The following is a 17617-nucleotide window of genomic DNA, read 5'->3' on the forward strand; positions in this document are numbered from 1 at the left end:
ATCATCAGTAGTCTGCGTCATACTCTGCGACACAGAAAAAAGATAAAGCACAATCCGACTAGTGGCGCAGATTAACGTATTTCTCAAAACTCAGAAAATGATAATTATCGATTTAGCTACGGAGAAAAAGTATATACGATGTTAAAACTGGTTAAACTTATCTGTAGCGGAATGCTAATTTTACTGCTTCTGCCGCTGTCATTCTGGCTGTCTGGCTGGCACTGGCTTCCCGCTCAGGCTGAAGACTGGCAGTTGATATTGTTTGCTTTTACTGAAACAGTAACTCGTCCGGCCGGGGTTGTGACCACGCTACTGTTCGGAGGTTGGTTGTTGTGGAAATTACGCCATGAGCAACGCACTTTCCGGCAACGGTTAGTGGTAATGCTGAGCGTCATTATTGTGGTGTGGGGAGGGCAGGGAATCAATTCGTTGATCAAATTGCAGGTCAGAGAGGCGAGACCCTACGTGGTCTGGTTACAGTCTGAAACGGCACAGCCCACAGAGAATTTTTACCAGATACCGGCAGTGGATCGAAGTGCGCGGATTCATCAGTTTACCCGGGATAATCCGCTGTTGCCTGGTTGGTTAACCAAACACTGGGCTGCGGAAACAGGTTACTCTTTTCCGTCAGGGCATAGCATGTTTGCAGCCTGTTGGGCGCTGCTTATGCTGTTCTGGTTATGGCCGCGGGGCCATGTTATCAGCGTTGTGGTGACGTTTATCTGGGCAATGCTGGTCATCTGGAGCCGGATGGCTCTGGGTATGCACTGGCCTCAGGATGCCAGTATGGCTGTCATTAATGCCGGATGGCTGGTGATACTTGTTGGTCTTGCAATAAATTCTCGTTATATCACCCGATAAAGCATGGAATGATGCGCTGAAACGTAAAGCTATATTGTAAATATGTTCTGCATCCCCATAATAGAAAGATGCAGGTTTACCGGAAATGTCACTCGTCAGCTACAGGAGCCTTTCGTCGGGAGCTTACGGGAAATACGATAACAGGATGCATTGTGAAATATTTAGTCATTTTTTTAGTAGTTTTGGTCATTTTTATTATCTCAATCACTCTTGGGGCGAAAAATGATCAAGTTGTGACCTTTAATTACCTGCTGGCTCAAGGCGATTTCCGCGTGTCTACGTTGCTTGCGAGCTTATTTGGCGCAGGATTTATTCTTGGCTGGGTTATATGTGGTTTATTCTGGTTACGGGTTCGCCTGTCTCTGTCACGTGCCCAGAGAAAAATTAAGCGTCTTGAAACGCAGTTTAATACTCCGACTGCTGCTGCCACCACGACCAACAGTAAAGTTGTGGTGAAGGAATAACCCTGTATGCTCGAACTGCTGTTTCTGTTATTGCCGGTTGCTGCAGCCTACGGGTGGTATATGGGCCGTCGAAGCGCGCAACAGGATAAACAACAGGAAGCGAATCGCCTGTCACGTGATTATGTCGCTGGTGTTAACTTTCTACTTTCAAATCAGCAGGACAAAGCAGTCGATCTGTTTCTTGATATGCTGAAAGAGGACAGTGGTGCCATTGAAGCTCACCTGACCCTGGGTAACCTGTTTCGATCCCGTGGTGAGGTGGACCGCGCAATCCGAATTCACCAGTCACTTATGGAAAGTGCGTCACTGGATTATGACCAGCGACTACTCGCGATTCAGCAACTGGGTAAAGATTACCTTGCCGCCGGACTGTACGACAGAGCTGAAGATATGTTCAGCCAACTGACGGATGAAACAGATTTCCGTGAAGGAGCTCTTCAGCAGTTATTACTGATTTACCAGCAAACCAGTGACTGGGCACAGGCGATTGAAACAGCGGAACGTCTGGTTAAGCTGGGTAAAAAGAAGCAGACCGCCGAAATTGCTCATTTTTACTGTGAGCTGGCTCTGCAGGCCATGAGTAGTGATGACCTTGACAGAGCGATGAGTTTGTTGCGTAAAGGCGAGTCAGCAGATAAACAGTGCGCCCGGGTATCGATTATGATGGGCCGTATCTACATTGAACAAGGTGAAGAGCAGAAGGCAGTACAGTCGCTACAGCGGGTTTTACAACAAGACCCTGAACTGGTCAGTGAAGTTTTATCATTACTGGAAGGTTGTTATCAACGGCTCAATTCTCCACAATTGTGGCTGGAGTTTTTGCAACAGTGTGTCGCACAGGAAACGGGGAATGCCGCAGAGCTTTACCTGGCTGATATCATTGATAACAACGAAGGTTCTGAGGCTGCTCAGCTATTCCTGATGAAGCAACTGGAGCAACATCCAACGACCCGGGGCTTTCACCGGCTAATAAATTACTACCTACAGGATGCTGAAGACGGCAGGGCTAAACAGAGCCTGGTGGTTCTGCGTGATATGGTGGGTGAACAGATTCGTATCAAACCGCGTTACCGGTGTCATAAATGCGGTTTTACCGCCCATGCCATTTACTGGCATTGCCCTTCCTGCCGAAGCTGGGCAACAGTTAAACCGATTCGCGGCCTCGATGGACAGTAAAATGACAGAACCTGAGGGTTCTGTTTTTTTAACACTCCGATTAGTTACAACATACTAATAGCGATCATTTAAAGGAAACATCGGCAAAGTGCAAAACAGGTGACATCGCAGGCCAGGCAGGTAGAATAAGCGCCGTTTGCCTATATCTTTCACCTGCCTGATTTAAAAGGAACTCTGCAATGACTGATTTATCGCCATCTTCTGTTACTTCACCGGTAGTAGTCGCTCTTGATTTTGACGATATTCATCGGGCGTTGTCGTTGGTTGACCAGATTGATCCGACCAGTTGTCGGCTTAAGGTCGGTAAAGAGATGTTCACCCGATTCGGGCCAGAATGGGTTAAGACCTTGCACGACCGTGGTTTTGAGGTGTTCCTGGATCTCAAATTTCATGATATTCCGAATACTGTGGCACATGCAGTTGCTGCTGCCGCAGATTTGGGCGTGTGGATGGTGAATGTGCATGCCAGCGGGGGGGCACGAATGATGAATGCTGCCCGTGAGGCTCTGCTGCCGATGGGAAAAAATTCACCGTTGCTGATTGCTGTTACGGTTCTCACCAGCATGGAAGCCAGTGATTTACAGGGACTGGGTATTGATCGGACACCGGCTGAGCAGGCCCTGTTACTGGCTAATCTGACCCGTGATTGCGGTCTGGATGGTGTGGTGTGTTCCGCCCGGGAAGCTGTTACTTTCAAACAGCAACTTGGTTCTGACTTTAGGCTGGTGACCCCGGGGATCCGTCCGGCCGGTACTGATGCACAAGACCAGCGCCGGATTATGACTCCTCCTCAGGCTAAAGCGGCAGGTGTTGATTATATGGTGATTGGCCGGCCGGTGACGCAGGCTACTGATCCTGCCGTTGCACTATCGTCAATCTTACATTCACTGCAGGTATCATGATGACTAAAGACCATCTGGTGTATTCCACAGAAACTGGCCGCATTACCCCGCAACAACAGCCTGTAGAACGTCCTAAAGGCGATGGTATTGTGCGTATTTCCCGTCAGACCTCCGGGAGAAAGGGAAAAGGCGTATGCATTATCAGTGGCCTGGACCTTGAAGATAGTGAGCTGTCTAAACTCGCCGCAGAACTAAAAAAGAAATGCGGTTGTGGCGGGGCAGTGAAAGAAGGTGATATTGAAATTCAGGGAGACAAGCGCGATCTACTGAAGACATTGCTGGAAGCAAAAGGTTTCAAGGTCAAACTCGCGGGTGGTTAGGTGAGGAATAGCCGGAAAAGGTTCATCCACACTTTTCCGGCCAGATCTATTAATGGACCTGATGACCGACAACACCACCGACCGCCGCACCGCCCACAGTTCCTAAGGTGCTGCCACCGGTCAGGATATTCCCTCCGATAGCACCAACTCCGGCACCTAATGCGGTATTTCTGTCACGCTTTGACCAGTTTGAACAGCCAGACAGGCTGCATAAAATGAGTGTTGCAATCAGGGCAGAGGTAATGCTTTTTTTTGTGATTATCACAGTCAACTCCTTAATTATTCACCGTGTTTCCGGCAGACAAGACGACTGAATTATATTGATATCCACCTGAACCCAGGTGCCATATGATTAAACCCGGATATGTCGCGGCAGCAACCCGTGGCGATATCCGACCCTATTTTATGCATTACCTGACCAGGGGAAATGGTGAATATTCCTAATCAGAGTTCAGCATTTTCTTAGTTTAGGCTGATTTTTAAAATTTGCAGCGGTGTATGCGGGTTTTGAGGTTCGCTGAGACCCGGGCTTAACGTCCATGCCGGAATCGCGACCAGGGAGAAATCAGCGCGCACCGGTAACCCGGTACGCGTCTGGTGATGTCAGGTGACAGGACGTGCAACAACATTACGGTTTTCCATCCGGACTTCCGCAATTGTGACTTCGATAATATCGGTGACCCGATAGCGTTCTTCACCTTTAATCTGTACGGTACCACTTTCCTGCGAACAGACTAATTCGTCACGGACACTATGGATAAATGGCGCTGGAATAAAGGCGACTGCACCGTTATCCGTTAACCGTACACGCATGCCGCCACGTGAGACATCGATAATCTCTGCGGTGAATTTTTGATCACTACCCGCGTAAGGCGCGAGGTAACGGGCATACAGCCAGTCACCGACGTCACGTTCTGCCATACGGTTCAGGCGGCGCCTTTCTCCCATGATAGCCGTCAGTTCTGTGGCAGGTGACTGAGGTTGCTGCCCGATAATAATGGCTTTCAGCAGACGATGATTCACCATATCGCCATATTTCCGGATAGGTGACGTCCAGGTGGCGTATGCATCAAGACCTAAACCAAAGTGAGGTCCGGGTTGGGTACTAATTTCGGCAAATGACTGGAAACGGCGAATTCTGCTATCCAGATATTGTGTAGGCTGGCTATCAAGCTCACGACGCATCACCCTGAAGCCTTCGAGGGTGGCAATTTCTTTCGGATCCACGGTGATCCCATGCCCCGCAAGGACACCGGCAACCTGTTCAGCATTCGCCTCATCTAAGCCTGCATGTACATTATAAATACCGAAGCCCAGCGAATCACTCAGTACTTTAGCGGCACAGATGTTTGCAGTAATCATCGCTTCCTCGATCATCCGGTTAGCAATCCTGCGTGGTTCTGCGATAATTTCCAGCACTTCACCTTTTTCACCCAACAGGAAACGATAATCGGGACGATCTTTAAACACCAGCGCATGGGCCTGACGCCATTCACTGCGGGCGAGGCAGAAACGGTGCAACAGGGTGATCTGTTGTGCGATGGTTTCGCTGGCCGGTTGCCATTCTCCGGTGTTTTCCAGCCAGTCAGAGACATCGTCGTAAGCCAGTTTAGCTTTAGATTCAATCCAGGCGGCAAAGAAACGTACGTCATTTTCCGGGGTACCGTCTGCTCCTATTGTGATGTGGCAGGCCAGTACCGGACGGCGTACACCCGGTCGTAGCGAACAGACATCATCAGATAACTGGCGTGGTAACATCGGAATATTGAAGCCAGGCAGATAATTGGTAAAGGCGCGGAGTGATGCCAGTTTATCCAGTTCACTGCCTTCTGCAACGTAGGCAGTAGGATCAGCAATTGCCACCGTCAGCCGCAGTTTGCCGCCAGGCAATTCCTCAGTAAATAGCGCGTCATCCATATCTTCCGTACTGGCGCTGTCAATGGTGATAAACTCCAGGGCGGACAGGTCTTCACGCTCCAGTTTTTCATCCATCATCTCTCCGAAGGCAATTTCCGGAGCAGACCGTTCCAGGTTATGCCGTGACAGTGTCACCCACCACGGAGCCAGATGATCATCTGCATAGGTAATGAACTCAGTGAGCTCTGCATAGAAACTACGATCACCTTTCAGCGGGTGGCGGCGCATCTCAGCCACTGCCCAGTCACCCGCCTGGAAATTATGTTCTACATTTCGGGCAGGGCGGCACTGAATGGCGTCTTTGAGCAGTGGGTGGTCAGGGATAATAGATAACCGGTCATCTTTTTTCTGAATTCGTCCGACAAACCGCGTGAGAAAAGGCTCAACCAGTGTTTCCGGTTCGGCGCTCTCTTTACCATTATTCGTCTGGATGACAGCGATGATACGATCGCCGTGCATCACTTTTTTCATTTGAGGAGGCGGGATAAAGTAACTTTTTTGGGCATCGACTTCCAGAAAGCCGAACCCTTTATCGGTACCTTTTACCACACCCTCAGCACGTGGAGTCTGGGCATGAAGCGTTTGTTTTAGCTGCGACAGCAGCGGATTATCCTGGAACATAGTTTTTAAGTTTCGTGGCCTAACAGCGGCAGACAGTTTTACGCGAATCATGGCGCCCGGGCAAGAGCCAAACGGCGAAAGATAAAAAAAGCCGGAGTCATCTCCGGCTTTTTCACTCAATAACTCAGGCAATTCTGAGAGATGGCTGTTCTGTGGTCAGTGACAGTTTCACCGGCACCGATTTCGAGGTTGGAGTACCACTGTCATCACCAAAGCTGGAGAGCGGTACCAGTGGGTTGGTTTCAGGGTAATAAGCGGCCAGATTTCCCCGGGGGATATTATAAGGCACCAAAACAAAACCCTGTACCTGGCGGGTTATGCCATCGTTCCACAGGGTTTCTATATCAACCTGCTGGCCTTCACTCAGTCCCCGGGCACTCATGTCTTCAGGATTAATGAACACCACCTTTCTCTGTCCATAAACCCCACGGTAACGATCGTCCAGGCCATAAATCGTCGTGTTGTACTGGTCATGTGAGCGTAATGTCTGCAACACAAATGGCGCACTTTCTCCCGCCAGTTGTGGAAACAGAGATACCGGCAACGCTGACGCATTAAATTCAGCTTTACGTGACGGGGTATTAAACTCCAGTCTTGCTGCCGCATTACCCAGATAGAAACCACCGGGTTGATCGCATTTTTGATTAAAATCGCTGAAGCCCGGGATGGTGGCCGCAATATGATTACGAATAATACCGTAATCATCGGCCATCTCCAGCCAGTTGAGTTTTTCTGAACCCAACACGGCGTTTGCAATTCCGGCAACTATTGCAGTTTCTGAGCGTTGGGTCTCTGCCAGCGGAATGCCCACCCCTTCAGAAGCATGAACCATGCTGAAAGAGTCTTCTACGGTAATAAACTGTGAACCAGTGGCGCGGATATCGCGTTCAGTACGGCCCAGTGTCGGCAGTATCAGACTATTTTGGAAACCTGGCACCAGATGGGTCCGGTTTAGTTTCGTGCTGATATGCACAGTCAGTGCGCATCGTTGTATAGCTTCTTCAGTGCGAGGTGAATCCGGAGCTGCCGCCGCCAGATTTCCCCCGAGGGTCACCAGTACTCTTATTTCATCACGTAGCATGGCCTCAATCGCTTCTACTGTGTTGTGGCCTGCTTCACGTGGTGGCTGGAAATCAAAATGGCTGGCCAATGCATTCAGGAACGGGGCATTGGGTTTTTCATCAATCCCCATAGTCCGGTTACCCTGAACGTTGCTGTGACCACGGACAGGGCATAATCCGGCGCCTTTTTTTCCTAACTGACCAAACAGCAGTTGTAGGTTAACAATTTCACGCACCGTATCCACTGAGTGTTTGTGTTGAGTGATCCCCATTGCCCAGGTACAAATAACCCGTTCAGCGCTCTGATAGATTGCCGCTGCCTGGCGAATCTCTTCTTCCGACAACCCGGACTGAAAGGTTATCTGCTCCCAGGAAGTTGCATCTACTGCGGCCAGGTAATCATCCACGCCGACAGTATGTGACTGGATAAACACGTCATCAAAAATCCCTGGCTGGCCTTCAGCAATATTGTCCCGGTGTTGTGCGAGTAGAGTTTTCACCATACCGCGGACTGCAGCCATATCACCCCCCAGTTTGGGCTGGTAGTAAGACGAGCTGATTTTCCCTGCCATCGGGGTGACGACTTCCAGTGGTTTTTGTGGATCAGCGAATCGTTCCAGACCACGCTCCCGAAGCGTATTGAAAGTCACGATCTTCGCTCCGTGATCTGCCGCATGGCGCAGGCTATGTAACATTCGCGGGTGGTTCGTTCCCGGATTCTGGCCAAAGACAAAAATGGCATCTGCGTGGTCAAAGTCATCCAGCCGGATGGTCCCTTTACCCACACCAATGCTACGTTTAAGGCCTGTACCACTGGCTTCGTGGCACATATTTGAACAGTCGGGAAAGTTATTGGTGCCGAGCATTCTGCCGAACAATTGATATAGCCATGAAGCTTCATTACTGGCACGGCCAGAAGTATAGAGTTCGATTTGATCCGGATTATTCATCTCTCCGATATGCTGCGCGATCAGGGTAAAAGCATCCTCCCAACTGATGGGCTCATAGTGGTCGGTTTCGGCATTGTATGAAAGCGGATGGGTCAGACGACCCTGATATTCCAGAAAATAATCACTTTCCAGATAGAGACGGCTGACCGAATGGGCTGCAAAAAAATCGTTATCGACTACCCGACGAGTCGCTTCCCAGGTGACCGCTTTAGCTCCATTTTCACAAAAGCTGAACGTGCTTTTGTTATCGTCGCCCCAGGCACATCCCGGGCAGTCAAAGCCACGGGCCTTATTCATGCGCAGCAGGTTGCGCATATTTTTCAGAACTGCCTTACTCTCAAAAACATAGCGGGTAGTAGCTTCCAGCGATCCCCAGCCACCGGCTGCAGCGCGATAAGGTTTAATCTGGCGTTTGAATTTCATATTAAGCTACTCATGTGATCTGATTGTTATTGTGGTGTGTTAATTATATAAACGAAATTGTGCTTTCGTGTTTGTGTAATGTCTAATTGATTACAATAAACGAGCAATAGATGATCCTTATCGCGGGCTTAACACTTGCGTATGAGATGAAACCGCGTGATCCTGATAACAGGTACACCGATACCACTCTGCCTGATGCCTGGCAGGGAATAATAAGTCGTATTGAGCAGAGGGGAGCGAAGGCAATGGATTTAAAACAACTGGTGTATTTGTGCAATCTGGAGCGCGAAAAACACTTCGGACGTGCCGCTGAAGCCAGTTTTGTCAGCCAGCCGACATTGTCTCTGCGCCTGAAAAATCTGGAAAAAGAGTTAGGTGTTTCGCTGATCAACCGGAGTAATAACTTTTCTGGTTTCACACCGGAAGGCGAAAGAGTGCTGAGTTGGGCTCGTGAAATTGTTTCTGTGTATCAGGGCCTTAAGCTCGAAGTGGATGCCATGAAACATGGTATGCAGGGAACACTTCGCATCGGGGTTGTGCCGCAGTGTAGTATCTCTTTGTCCGGAGTATTGCAGGCCGTTTCACGTCGTTATCCGGAGATAAACTATCGGATTGATGTGATGAGTGCAGATCAGTTACTGGAAGCCATTAACAGCCATACGGTTGACGTAGCATTTGGTTTCTTTGAAATGAGCACTCTACGTGAACTTCAGTTCCAGGATGCCCTGTTTCCCGATCAGGGCGTCGTAGCACTTTACTGCGGTAATGCCTTTGAGTTGCCAGACAATAAATCACCTGTTTCTCTGGAGAAGATTGCTCAATTTCCGTTATGTCTGGCCGCACAAACACGTTATTTCCGCCGTTATCTGGATAATAGTTTTCGACAGGCTGGCGTGCCTTTTCGGGTAATTATAGAAACCTCATCTGTATTGCAATTGCTGGAGTCGGCACACCAGGGTATCGGTATTATGCTGGCTCCTCATGGGAACGTCTTACCATCCATGCTTGGCGAATTGTCGCAGGTGATGGTGGACATCCCGAAGATGTCCAGACAGGGTGCCATGGTGATTGCCGGCAGCAGCAGGGCTACCCCGTTAACTCAGCATTTTTTTGATGAAGCCAGACTGTTGTTGCCATCATTAAATAGTTTTTAACTGAGAGGGGTCAGTGCCCGGTCCCAGCCTGAGGATGCCACAACAAACAGCAGTTGAAGTATTGCTTCTGATTTCCAGCCATTGCGGTTAAGTCGTTCAGTCTCTGTAAAACAGTCCCGCGCCGGCATCTGTAACAGTTGACGGATCAGATGACTGACAGATCCGGAAATGCTGTGATCACTGACTGTATTGGCGGGTAAGTCTACGGCTAACTCAAGTTCGCGGGATTGAGCTTCAGAAAGACTGCCAGGGCTGATACTGCGCAGGCAGAGCCAGGCCTGAGCAGGGGCCGGTGCATGAGCAATCACCAGCGGTACAAAATCAGGGTGACTTAACGTTTGTACTTCCCTGAGTATCTCCAGAGCAGGTTCGCGCAGCAGATTAAATTCTACGGGCGGCAACTTCTGTGGTGCAACTGTGTCTGACAGCAGGTCAGGAAATACCGGAGCACTGGTGAACATAAAAAAGGCCGGAAGCTTGATTCCTGACAGCGCCATTATCCCTGTCATCATTCGTGACTGCCAGCTGATAAAACCACAAATGTGGTGCAGTGTCAGGATATCTGAGGCGGTCAGGCCAACATTCTGTAACCGTGAAATTGCAGGAGCACAGGCAGTCTCCGGGAAGCATGCCAGCTGGCGCGCGTACTGAGTAATTTCGGTCAGGCGGTTATTATTTTCTTTAGTCCCGGAGGGGCCGGCAAGCGGTCTAAGATGATTGGCATAAAAATCACACAACATACTGATATCGCTTAACTGAGCCACCGTTAGTGCAACATTGAGGCGGTCATAAAGTGTCAGCGAACAATTATTTTCCGGACAGGGACTTTCCGGAAACAACCGGCTGTAGATAGCCGCACTCTGGCGGGTGACAGGTAAGAGTAATTGTCTGAGGGATACTGAAACAGCAGAGTGCTGTAACAGTCCGGCAAACAAATCGTCCGGGTGGCGAAGGGTGTTTCTGCCTGTTCCTGCAGGCAGATACAACTGACAAGGCCCGGAGTGTGATTCGCTCATCAGGGTGTAGCTGCTTTGACGCTGGCGTAATTCCATAGTGATTCCTTCTGATGTCAGGCAGATGAATTCGGGAAAAGGGTCACCTGCAAACGGCCATAAGCCTATAGTGTCTTAGGTAGAGTGGCGGCAGAAGGAATGTTAGAGACTAACTAATAACAAGCTGATATATGAATGAATTTGCGTGGGTTACGAGGCAGAGAGGCCGGGGAAAAGTCGCGGCAGGCGGATTCACCTCCTGCCGCAGAAACTTATTTCAGTTCCAGTTCGTTCATTGCTGCAATGCTGAAGCCGCCATCAACGTGGACAACTTCACCAGTGATACCCCCCGCAAGATCTGAACACAGGAACGCGGCAGAATTACCCACATCTTCGATAGTGACAGTACGGCGGATTGGCGTCACAGATTCGCAGTGTGAAAGCATTTTACGGAAATCTTTAATTCCTGAAGCTGCCAGGGTACGGATTGGACCGGCAGACACAGCATTAACACGCACCCCTTCAGGACCCATTGCGTTAGCCATATAACGGACATTGGCTTCCAGAGACGCTTTTGCCAGACCCATCACGTTATAGTTAGGGATAGCTCGCTCTGCACCCAGATAAGAGAGGGTTAATAATGCTGAATTTGGGTTCAGCATGGCGCGACACTCTTTTGCCATAGCAACAAAGCTATAGGCGCTGATGTCATGGGCAATTTTGAAGCCTTCGCGGGTAACAGCGTTCACATAGTCGCCATCCAGCTGGTCGCCTGGTGCAAAACCAATAGAGTGAACAAAACCGTCGAATTTTGGCCATACTTTAGCCAGGTCAGTGAACAGCGCTTTAATGCTGTCATCTTCAGCCACATCACATGGCAGAACGATATCTGAACCGAGATCTTTGGCAAACTCTTCAACGCGTGCTTTTAATTTTTCGTTTTGGTAAGTGAATGCCAGTTCAGCACCCTGCTTATGCATCGCCTGGGCAATACCCCATGCAATAGACAGTTTACTGGCAACGCCAGTGACCAGAATGCGCTTACCGGAAAGAAAACCCATAGCTGTAATCCTTAATATGGTTATTGTTGTCGGCGGAGGCTGGTTGCTTTTTATCCAGTCCGCAATGTTCAATCCGGGGATTCTAACACGACAATGGGTTATCAGGTAAAGTCACGTACGCTCAGGGCAAAATTCTGTGATTTATCGTTCATTTCGTCGCCAGGCTTCTGCGGTCAACGCCTCACCAAAGTGGCTGGTAATCAGTCGTTTAGTCAGATCATGCAGGGGGGAAGCCAGCACATCGGCGGTGCCGCCACGTTCAACGACTTCTCCCTGATGCATCACCATCACCAAATCACTGATATGTTTCATCATCCCGATATGCTGTGTCACGTAGATATAGGACAACCCGTCACGCTCCTGCAATTCCAGCATCAGATTCACCAGTTGTGAACGCATGGTCATATCGAGCGAAGCCAGCGCTTCATCAGCGACAATCACTTTGGGTTCCAATATCAGTGCTCGCGCCAACGCCAGACGTTGTTTCTGCCCCGGAGCCAGCATATGCGGATAATAACCGGCGTGATCGCGAAGCAGGCCGACCTTGCGCAACGTTTCGATAATCCGTTGTTCACGCGCTTCCGGCGCCAGTTCACTATTTAACCGTAATGGCAGATCAAGAATCTGGCTGACCCGCTGGCGTGGATTGAGGGAAGTACCCGGATCCTGGAAGATCATTCGTATCACCTGACTACGATAGCCGTAATCTCCAAATTCCAGCGCATGATTATTGATGATGATTTCTCCGGAAGTCGGGGCGATCATTCCACTCAGCATTTTTGCCAGTGTCGATTTTCCGGAACCATTTTCACCAATAATCGCCAGCGTTTGTTTTTCCCGTAAGGTGAAACTGACGTTTTTAACCGCATCCACCAGCTGTGGCCGGAATAAACCTGTCTTATAGCGGTAGGTTTTAGATAAATCACGGACTTCGAGTAAGGTTTCCATAATTACTGCGGCTCTTTATTCAGCGGGAAGTGGCAGGCATAAAGATGGGTCTTATTGCCTGTCAGACGTGGTGCGACAACACATTCGCGCTGTGCATAGGGACAGCGGGGGCCGAGGCGGCAACCTACCGGCAGATGTTCCAGCGACGGTATGGCACCCGACAGTGTATTGAGTCGGCTTTTATGGGGTAACGCTCGGCCAAAATCAGGCATTGAACGAATCAACGCCTGAGTATAAGGGTGATTTGGTGCATTTATCAGCTCTTCACTCTGGGCTGTTTCAACTGTCTGACCACAATACATCACGTTTATCCGGTTGGCCCACTGGCTCATGGTGCGCAGATCATGGCTGATCAACAGGATAGTCGTGTTATTGTTCTGGTTCAGCCGACTCAGCAGCCTGAAAATCTGGGCCTGGGTGGTGGGTTCCATGGCGTTAGTGGGTTCATCGGCAATCAGCAAGGTCGGCTTATTCGCCAGAGCTATCGCTATCATGACTTTCTGGCATTCGCCTTCTGTCAGTTCATAAGGAAAGCTTCGCATAATATCTTTGTGATCTTTAATACCGACCCGGTGTAACAACTCTATAGCCCGTTTTTTTCGCCAGAACCATAAACGGCGATACCAGTGTCCTTTCAGTGTCCATCCCGGAATAGCCTGTATCAACTGACGGCCAATACTTTCAGAAGGATCAAGGCACGACTGTGGTTCCTGAAATATCATCGAAATATTGCGGCCAATAATCTTACGACGCTCGCGTGGGGAAAGACGTAACAGATCGATATCATTGAAGCGCATCCGGTCAGCCGTCACCCGCCAGTTATCTGAGGTAACGCCACAGATGGCTTTCGCAATCAGGCTCTTTCCGGAGCCTGACTCGCCGACCAGTCCACGAATTTCACCTTCGCTCAGGATCAAATTGACCCGGTCTACGGCTTTCACCGGACCATCTGCGGTAGAGAATTCAATAGTGAGGTTACGTATATCCAGTAATGGCATTATTTCACCCCGGCCTCAATTGCACGACGTATTCCGTCGCCTAACAGATTAATAATCAGTACGCTTAACATCAGCAGGACACCCGGCAGCATAACAGTCCAGGGTGCGACGTAAATTAATTCCAATGAGTCTCCCAGCATTGCTCCCCATTCGGGAGAAGGTAACTGAGCTCCGAGCCCCAGGAATCCCAGAGCCGCAATATCCAGGATAGCCATCGACAACCCACGGGTGAACTCACTGATCAAAAGAGGTAATACATTCGGTAAGATTGTATCCTTCAGAAGAGTCACCTGACTGGCACCGTCCAGCCTGGCAGCGACGACATACTCTTTTTCCATTTGATCATGTATGGCGATATAGATAGCCCTGACCAGTCGTGGCATTAAGGCCAGCCAGACAGCAATCAACGCATGGAACAAACTCGGACCTGCAAAAGCAACGACAATGATGGCCAGCAACAAAGAAGGGATGGAAAGCAGTGTATCCAGAATATGGTTCATTACGGCTGAACGAAAACCATGAGTCACTCCGGCAAGGATACCTATGACCAAAGCACACACTGCAGATAACAGAGTGACAAGGATGGCCGATCCTACTGTGGGTGCGGCACCACTTAACAGACGACTCAGCAGGTCTCTGCCTAAATCATCCGTACCCAAAAAAAATGACACATCACCATAACGGGACCAGGAGGGCGGCAATAGCTGATATCCCATAAATTGCTGATCCACACCATAAGGTGCCAGCAGCCCGCCAAACAGGCAAAGCAGCAGCAGGGCTGCAAAACTGTACAGACCCACCATGGCCGCAGTATCGTGATAAAACTTTCTCCAGGATTGACGAAAGGTACCGGGCAATCGCTTTTCCTGATAGATATTATCAGCGGGCATAAATCACCGTTATACATCTGTTATTTATCATGTTTATCGCTTTTTATTGTGACTCCGGATATCCCGGCGTTATTGCACACTGGCTGAATACCAGCCCCTGCAACTACTGATTATAACGTTGTTTGGCCTGGTCCTGTGGACGGGGATGCCGTCACGGATTCTTCTGTTAATCTGCCAGCTCATATCAGTGGTGATTAGCGAAGTGCATACCATTCTTTGTGCTTCAGTGGATTTAGGGCAGCACCGATGATGTCAGACAGAACATTGACAATCACGACCATACTGCCAATCACCATCACACCCGCAGAAATGGCGGTGTAATCCTGCTGGCGAACTGCCCCTATAAGCCAGTGGCCGATACCGGGCCAGTTAAACACCACCTCGGTTATCATGGTCAGAGTTAACATGGTTGAAAACTGTAGCCCAAGATGAGGGATGACCGGAGGCAGGGCGTTATGCAAAACATGACGACGGATAACCGTAAACCTTGACAGGCCGCGGGTGATGGCCGCTTTGATATAGCTTTTATCAATCACATCCAGGGTACTGTTGCGGATTAACCGGATCACCTCAGTCATCGGGGCTACTGCCAGGGTAATCACCGGTAACAACAGATGCTGAAAAATACTGATCAGCATCTGATGGCGCCAGACCGAATGGGAAAGCAGGGTATCAATCAGCACAAACCCCGTGACATGAGGCAATGGATAGAGAAGATTCAGGCGGCCGGAAACGGGCAGCCAGCCGAGAGTGAGTGAAAAGAATAGTGTCAGCAGTAATGCCAGCCAGAACACGGGTAATGAAAAGCCAATCAGTGCTAACGCACTGATAAGTTTATCCTGCCATTTTTTGCGCATTACTGCCGCGATGATACCCAGTGGAATTCCCAACAGTAATGCCATGGCAAATGCCAGCACACACAGTTCCAGGGTGGCCGGAACGACTTCGGTCAGTTGTTGAAAAATAGGCTGTCCGTTGACATTCGACACACCAAAATCAAGCTGCAACATCCCTTTAAACCAGAACCACCAGGCATCAGATAGTGAAGCCCCTTCCAGTGGGGCGTGCGGGGTAAAATAACTCAGGCTGAAAGCCACCAGTGACAGCATGAACAGTGTAACCAGCAGCAGAACCAGACGGCGTAGAATAAAAATGATCATGGTGCGTTCTCTTCGGAATCATCACGATATACCCCGGCGAACGAAGTATTACCAAACGGACTTAACACCAGTCCTTTAATATCATAGCGATAGGCCTGCAATCTCAGAGACGAGGCCAGAGGTAACACCGGCAACTGGGCAGCCAGCATTTGCTGGGCCTGGTCATAGCTGTCAATCCGGTCAGCCAGTTGCTGAGAAATTAAGGCTGTATGTAGTATCTGGTCGAATTGTGGATTACACCAGTGTGCATAGTTAGTGGCAGAACCGATGGCCGCGCAACTTAGCAGCGGTCGGAAAAAACTGTCCGGGTCATTACTGTCGGTTGACCAGCCCGATAGCGTCATATCATGATTTAGCGCCATCAGTTGAGCCTCCTGGAATCGGCCCTCGACCGGAATAATATCCACGGTAACACCAATCCGTGCAAGGTCGGCCTGAATCAGTTCGGCCATTTTGAGCGGGCTGGGGTTCCAGGGCTGAGACTCAGTTGGCACCATGAGCCTGAGATGCAGATCCTGAATTTTCAGTTGCTCCAACTGTTCACGGGCTTTGGCAGGATCATAATCTGAAATACTGGCCTTATTATCATAAGCCCAGGAGGCTCGGGGCAGAATAGAGGCTGCTGTCTCGGCAGTCCCGTAATAAATAGACGACATCAGACGTTCGTTATTAATCGCCAGAGAGAGAGCTTTACGAACTTCCGGGTTATCCAGTGGAGGTTTTCGGGTATTAAATGCCAGATAGGCAATATTCATCCCGGGACGTAACGTCATCCGAAGCCTCGGGTCGTCACGCAAAATAGGTAGCTGACTGGCAGCGGGGTATGCTAGTACATCGCATTCCCCGGTCAGCAGTTTGGATAAACGCCCGGTTCCGCCAGCGCCGATATCAATCACAACCTGCTGCATCCGGGGGATGCCTTTCCAGTAATGAGGATTTCTGTTGAGACGGATGAACAGACCCGCACGGTAGACGCTGAGTTGATAAGGTCCTGTGCCTACCGGCAGACGATCCATCATTTCCTGATGGCCGCTCGCCGTCAGTTGATCTGCATACTCTTTAGACAGCACCGGTGCATAATGGGTGGCAATGTGCCACAGGAACGAGGCATCGGGATTGGCCAGCCGGAATTCGACCCTGTAGTTGTCCAGTTTTTTGATACTCACGACACTGTCAGCAAATTGCAGACTGTCAAAATAAGGGTAATTGCCGCCGCCGACTTCATGCCATGGACTATTCCGATCGAACATTCGCGAAAAGCTAAACACCACATCATCAGCATTCATGGTTCTGTGCGGGGTAAACCAGGAGGTGGTCTGGAAACTCACACCATGACGCAGGTGGAAAATGTAGGTGGCACCGTTATCTTTAACTTCCCAGTTGTCTGCCAGTTCCGGTATCAGCCGGTAGGTATAGGGGTCCACAGCCAGCAGGCGATCGTATAACTGTGCAGCTAAGGTATCTACCGTCAGGCCACCACTGGCAAGCTGCGGATTAAAGGTATTCAGCACACCGTTGACACAATAGACAAAGCCACTTTGCCGGATATCGTGGTTAACTGCGGCGAAAGCTGAACTGATACACAGAGTCAGTCCCAGGCACAGTGCAGATAACATTTTCGACGCAGATAATATTTTCGACATATTACTCAGGATGTTTTGTAGTTTACAGGCAGTGTATCTCAAACCCTGCGATGACCCCAAATTTGCTGAAACAACC

Annotated in this window: 16 protein-coding genes; 6 read left to right on the forward strand and 10 right to left on the reverse strand. The window is 49.7% G+C overall.

Annotated elements, in window-relative coordinates:
• Positions 1 to 138: 138 nt before the first annotated feature.
• From B3Z23_RS08020 to yciH, 5 genes are all read left to right on the forward strand, one after another.
• On the forward strand, positions 139 to 861 hold the full coding sequence (locus tag B3Z23_RS08020; protein ID WP_294906535.1) for a phosphatase PAP2 family protein: 723 nt from the start codon (positions 139 to 141) through the stop codon (positions 859 to 861).
• Positions 862 to 1013: 152 nt separating this feature from the next.
• Positions 1014 to 1325 (forward strand): LapA family protein, encoded by a 312-nt coding sequence (locus tag B3Z23_RS08025; RefSeq protein ID WP_294906538.1) that lies wholly within the window; start codon positions 1014 to 1016, stop codon positions 1323 to 1325.
• A 6-nt stretch (positions 1326 to 1331) separates the two neighbouring features.
• Positions 1332 to 2501 carry a lipopolysaccharide assembly protein LapB gene (lapB, locus tag B3Z23_RS08030; protein ID WP_294906541.1) on the forward strand — a complete coding sequence of 390 codons (1170 nt, stop codon included), beginning with the start codon at positions 1332 to 1334 and terminating at the stop codon, positions 2499 to 2501.
• A 179-nt stretch (positions 2502 to 2680) separates the two neighbouring features.
• Positions 2681 to 3403, forward strand: coding sequence for an orotidine-5'-phosphate decarboxylase (gene pyrF / locus B3Z23_RS08035; protein WP_294906544.1), 723 nt, complete (start codon positions 2681 to 2683; stop codon positions 3401 to 3403).
• Positions 3403 to 3723 (forward strand): stress response translation initiation inhibitor YciH, encoded by a 321-nt coding sequence (gene yciH, locus B3Z23_RS08040; protein ID WP_414716473.1) that lies wholly within the window; start codon positions 3403 to 3405, stop codon positions 3721 to 3723. The genes pyrF and yciH overlap by 1 nt, the downstream gene beginning before the upstream one ends.
• A gap of 49 nt (positions 3724 to 3772) precedes the next feature.
• Here the strand turns inward: yciH and osmB are convergent, their stop codons facing one another.
• The 3 genes from osmB to B3Z23_RS08055 all read right to left on the reverse strand — a co-directional run bounded on the left by osmB (position 3773) and on the right by B3Z23_RS08055 (position 8695).
• Positions 3773 to 3988, reverse strand: a complete 216-nt coding sequence (osmB, locus tag B3Z23_RS08045; RefSeq protein ID WP_038020765.1) for an osmotically-inducible lipoprotein OsmB — start codon at positions 3986 to 3988, stop codon at positions 3773 to 3775.
• A gap of 338 nt (positions 3989 to 4326) precedes the next feature.
• Positions 4327 to 6261, reverse strand: coding sequence for an exoribonuclease II (locus B3Z23_RS08050; RefSeq protein WP_294906551.1), 1935 nt, complete (start codon positions 6259 to 6261; stop codon positions 4327 to 4329).
• 124 nt (positions 6262 to 6385) lie between these two features.
• Positions 6386 to 8695, reverse strand: coding sequence for an FdhF/YdeP family oxidoreductase (locus B3Z23_RS08055; protein WP_294906554.1), 2310 nt, complete (start codon positions 8693 to 8695; stop codon positions 6386 to 6388).
• A 245-nt stretch (positions 8696 to 8940) separates the two neighbouring features.
• Between B3Z23_RS08055 and B3Z23_RS08060 the strand changes: the two genes are divergently transcribed.
• Entirely contained in the window at positions 8941 to 9849 is a 909-nt protein-coding gene (locus tag B3Z23_RS08060; protein ID WP_294907675.1) for a LysR family transcriptional regulator, read from the forward strand.
• Here B3Z23_RS08060 and B3Z23_RS08065 read toward each other — a convergent pair.
• From B3Z23_RS08065 to sapA, 7 genes are all read right to left on the reverse strand, one after another.
• Positions 9846 to 10901, reverse strand: a complete 1056-nt coding sequence (locus B3Z23_RS08065) for a hypothetical protein (RefSeq protein ID WP_294906557.1) — start codon at positions 10899 to 10901, stop codon at positions 9846 to 9848. The two genes, B3Z23_RS08060 and B3Z23_RS08065, sit on opposite strands and share 4 nt — an antisense overlap.
• A gap of 212 nt (positions 10902 to 11113) precedes the next feature.
• Complete coding sequence (gene fabI, locus B3Z23_RS08070) at positions 11114 to 11902, reverse strand: enoyl-ACP reductase FabI (protein WP_038020759.1); 789 nt, start codon at positions 11900 to 11902, stop codon at positions 11114 to 11116.
• A gap of 141 nt (positions 11903 to 12043) precedes the next feature.
• On the reverse strand, positions 12044 to 12853 hold the full coding sequence (gene sapF, locus B3Z23_RS08075; RefSeq protein WP_294907678.1) for a putrescine export ABC transporter ATP-binding protein SapF: 810 nt from the start codon (positions 12851 to 12853) through the stop codon (positions 12044 to 12046).
• A complete protein-coding gene (gene sapD, locus B3Z23_RS08080) occupies positions 12853 to 13848 on the reverse strand; it encodes a putrescine export ABC transporter ATP-binding protein SapD (protein ID WP_294906560.1) in 996 nt (331 codons plus the stop codon). Before sapD ends, sapF begins: the two co-directional genes overlap by 1 nt.
• Positions 13848 to 14738: a putrescine export ABC transporter permease SapC gene (gene sapC, locus B3Z23_RS08085; RefSeq protein WP_294906563.1), complete on the reverse strand. Its 891-nt coding sequence runs from the start codon at positions 14736 to 14738 to the stop codon at positions 13848 to 13850. The genes sapD and sapC overlap by 1 nt, the downstream gene beginning before the upstream one ends.
• A gap of 194 nt (positions 14739 to 14932) precedes the next feature.
• Positions 14933 to 15898 carry a putrescine export ABC transporter permease SapB gene (sapB, locus tag B3Z23_RS08090; protein ID WP_294906566.1) on the reverse strand — a complete coding sequence of 322 codons (966 nt, stop codon included), beginning with the start codon at positions 15896 to 15898 and terminating at the stop codon, positions 14933 to 14935.
• Positions 15895 to 17541, reverse strand: coding sequence for an ABC transporter substrate-binding protein SapA (gene sapA / locus B3Z23_RS08095; RefSeq protein ID WP_294906568.1), 1647 nt, complete (start codon positions 17539 to 17541; stop codon positions 15895 to 15897). Before sapA ends, sapB begins: the two co-directional genes overlap by 4 nt.
• Between the last annotated feature and the right edge of the window lie 76 nt (positions 17542 to 17617).

The organism is Tatumella sp. UBA2305 (genome assembly GCF_002345795.1).
GTDB lineage: Bacteria > Pseudomonadota > Gammaproteobacteria > Enterobacterales > Enterobacteriaceae > Tatumella > Tatumella morbirosei.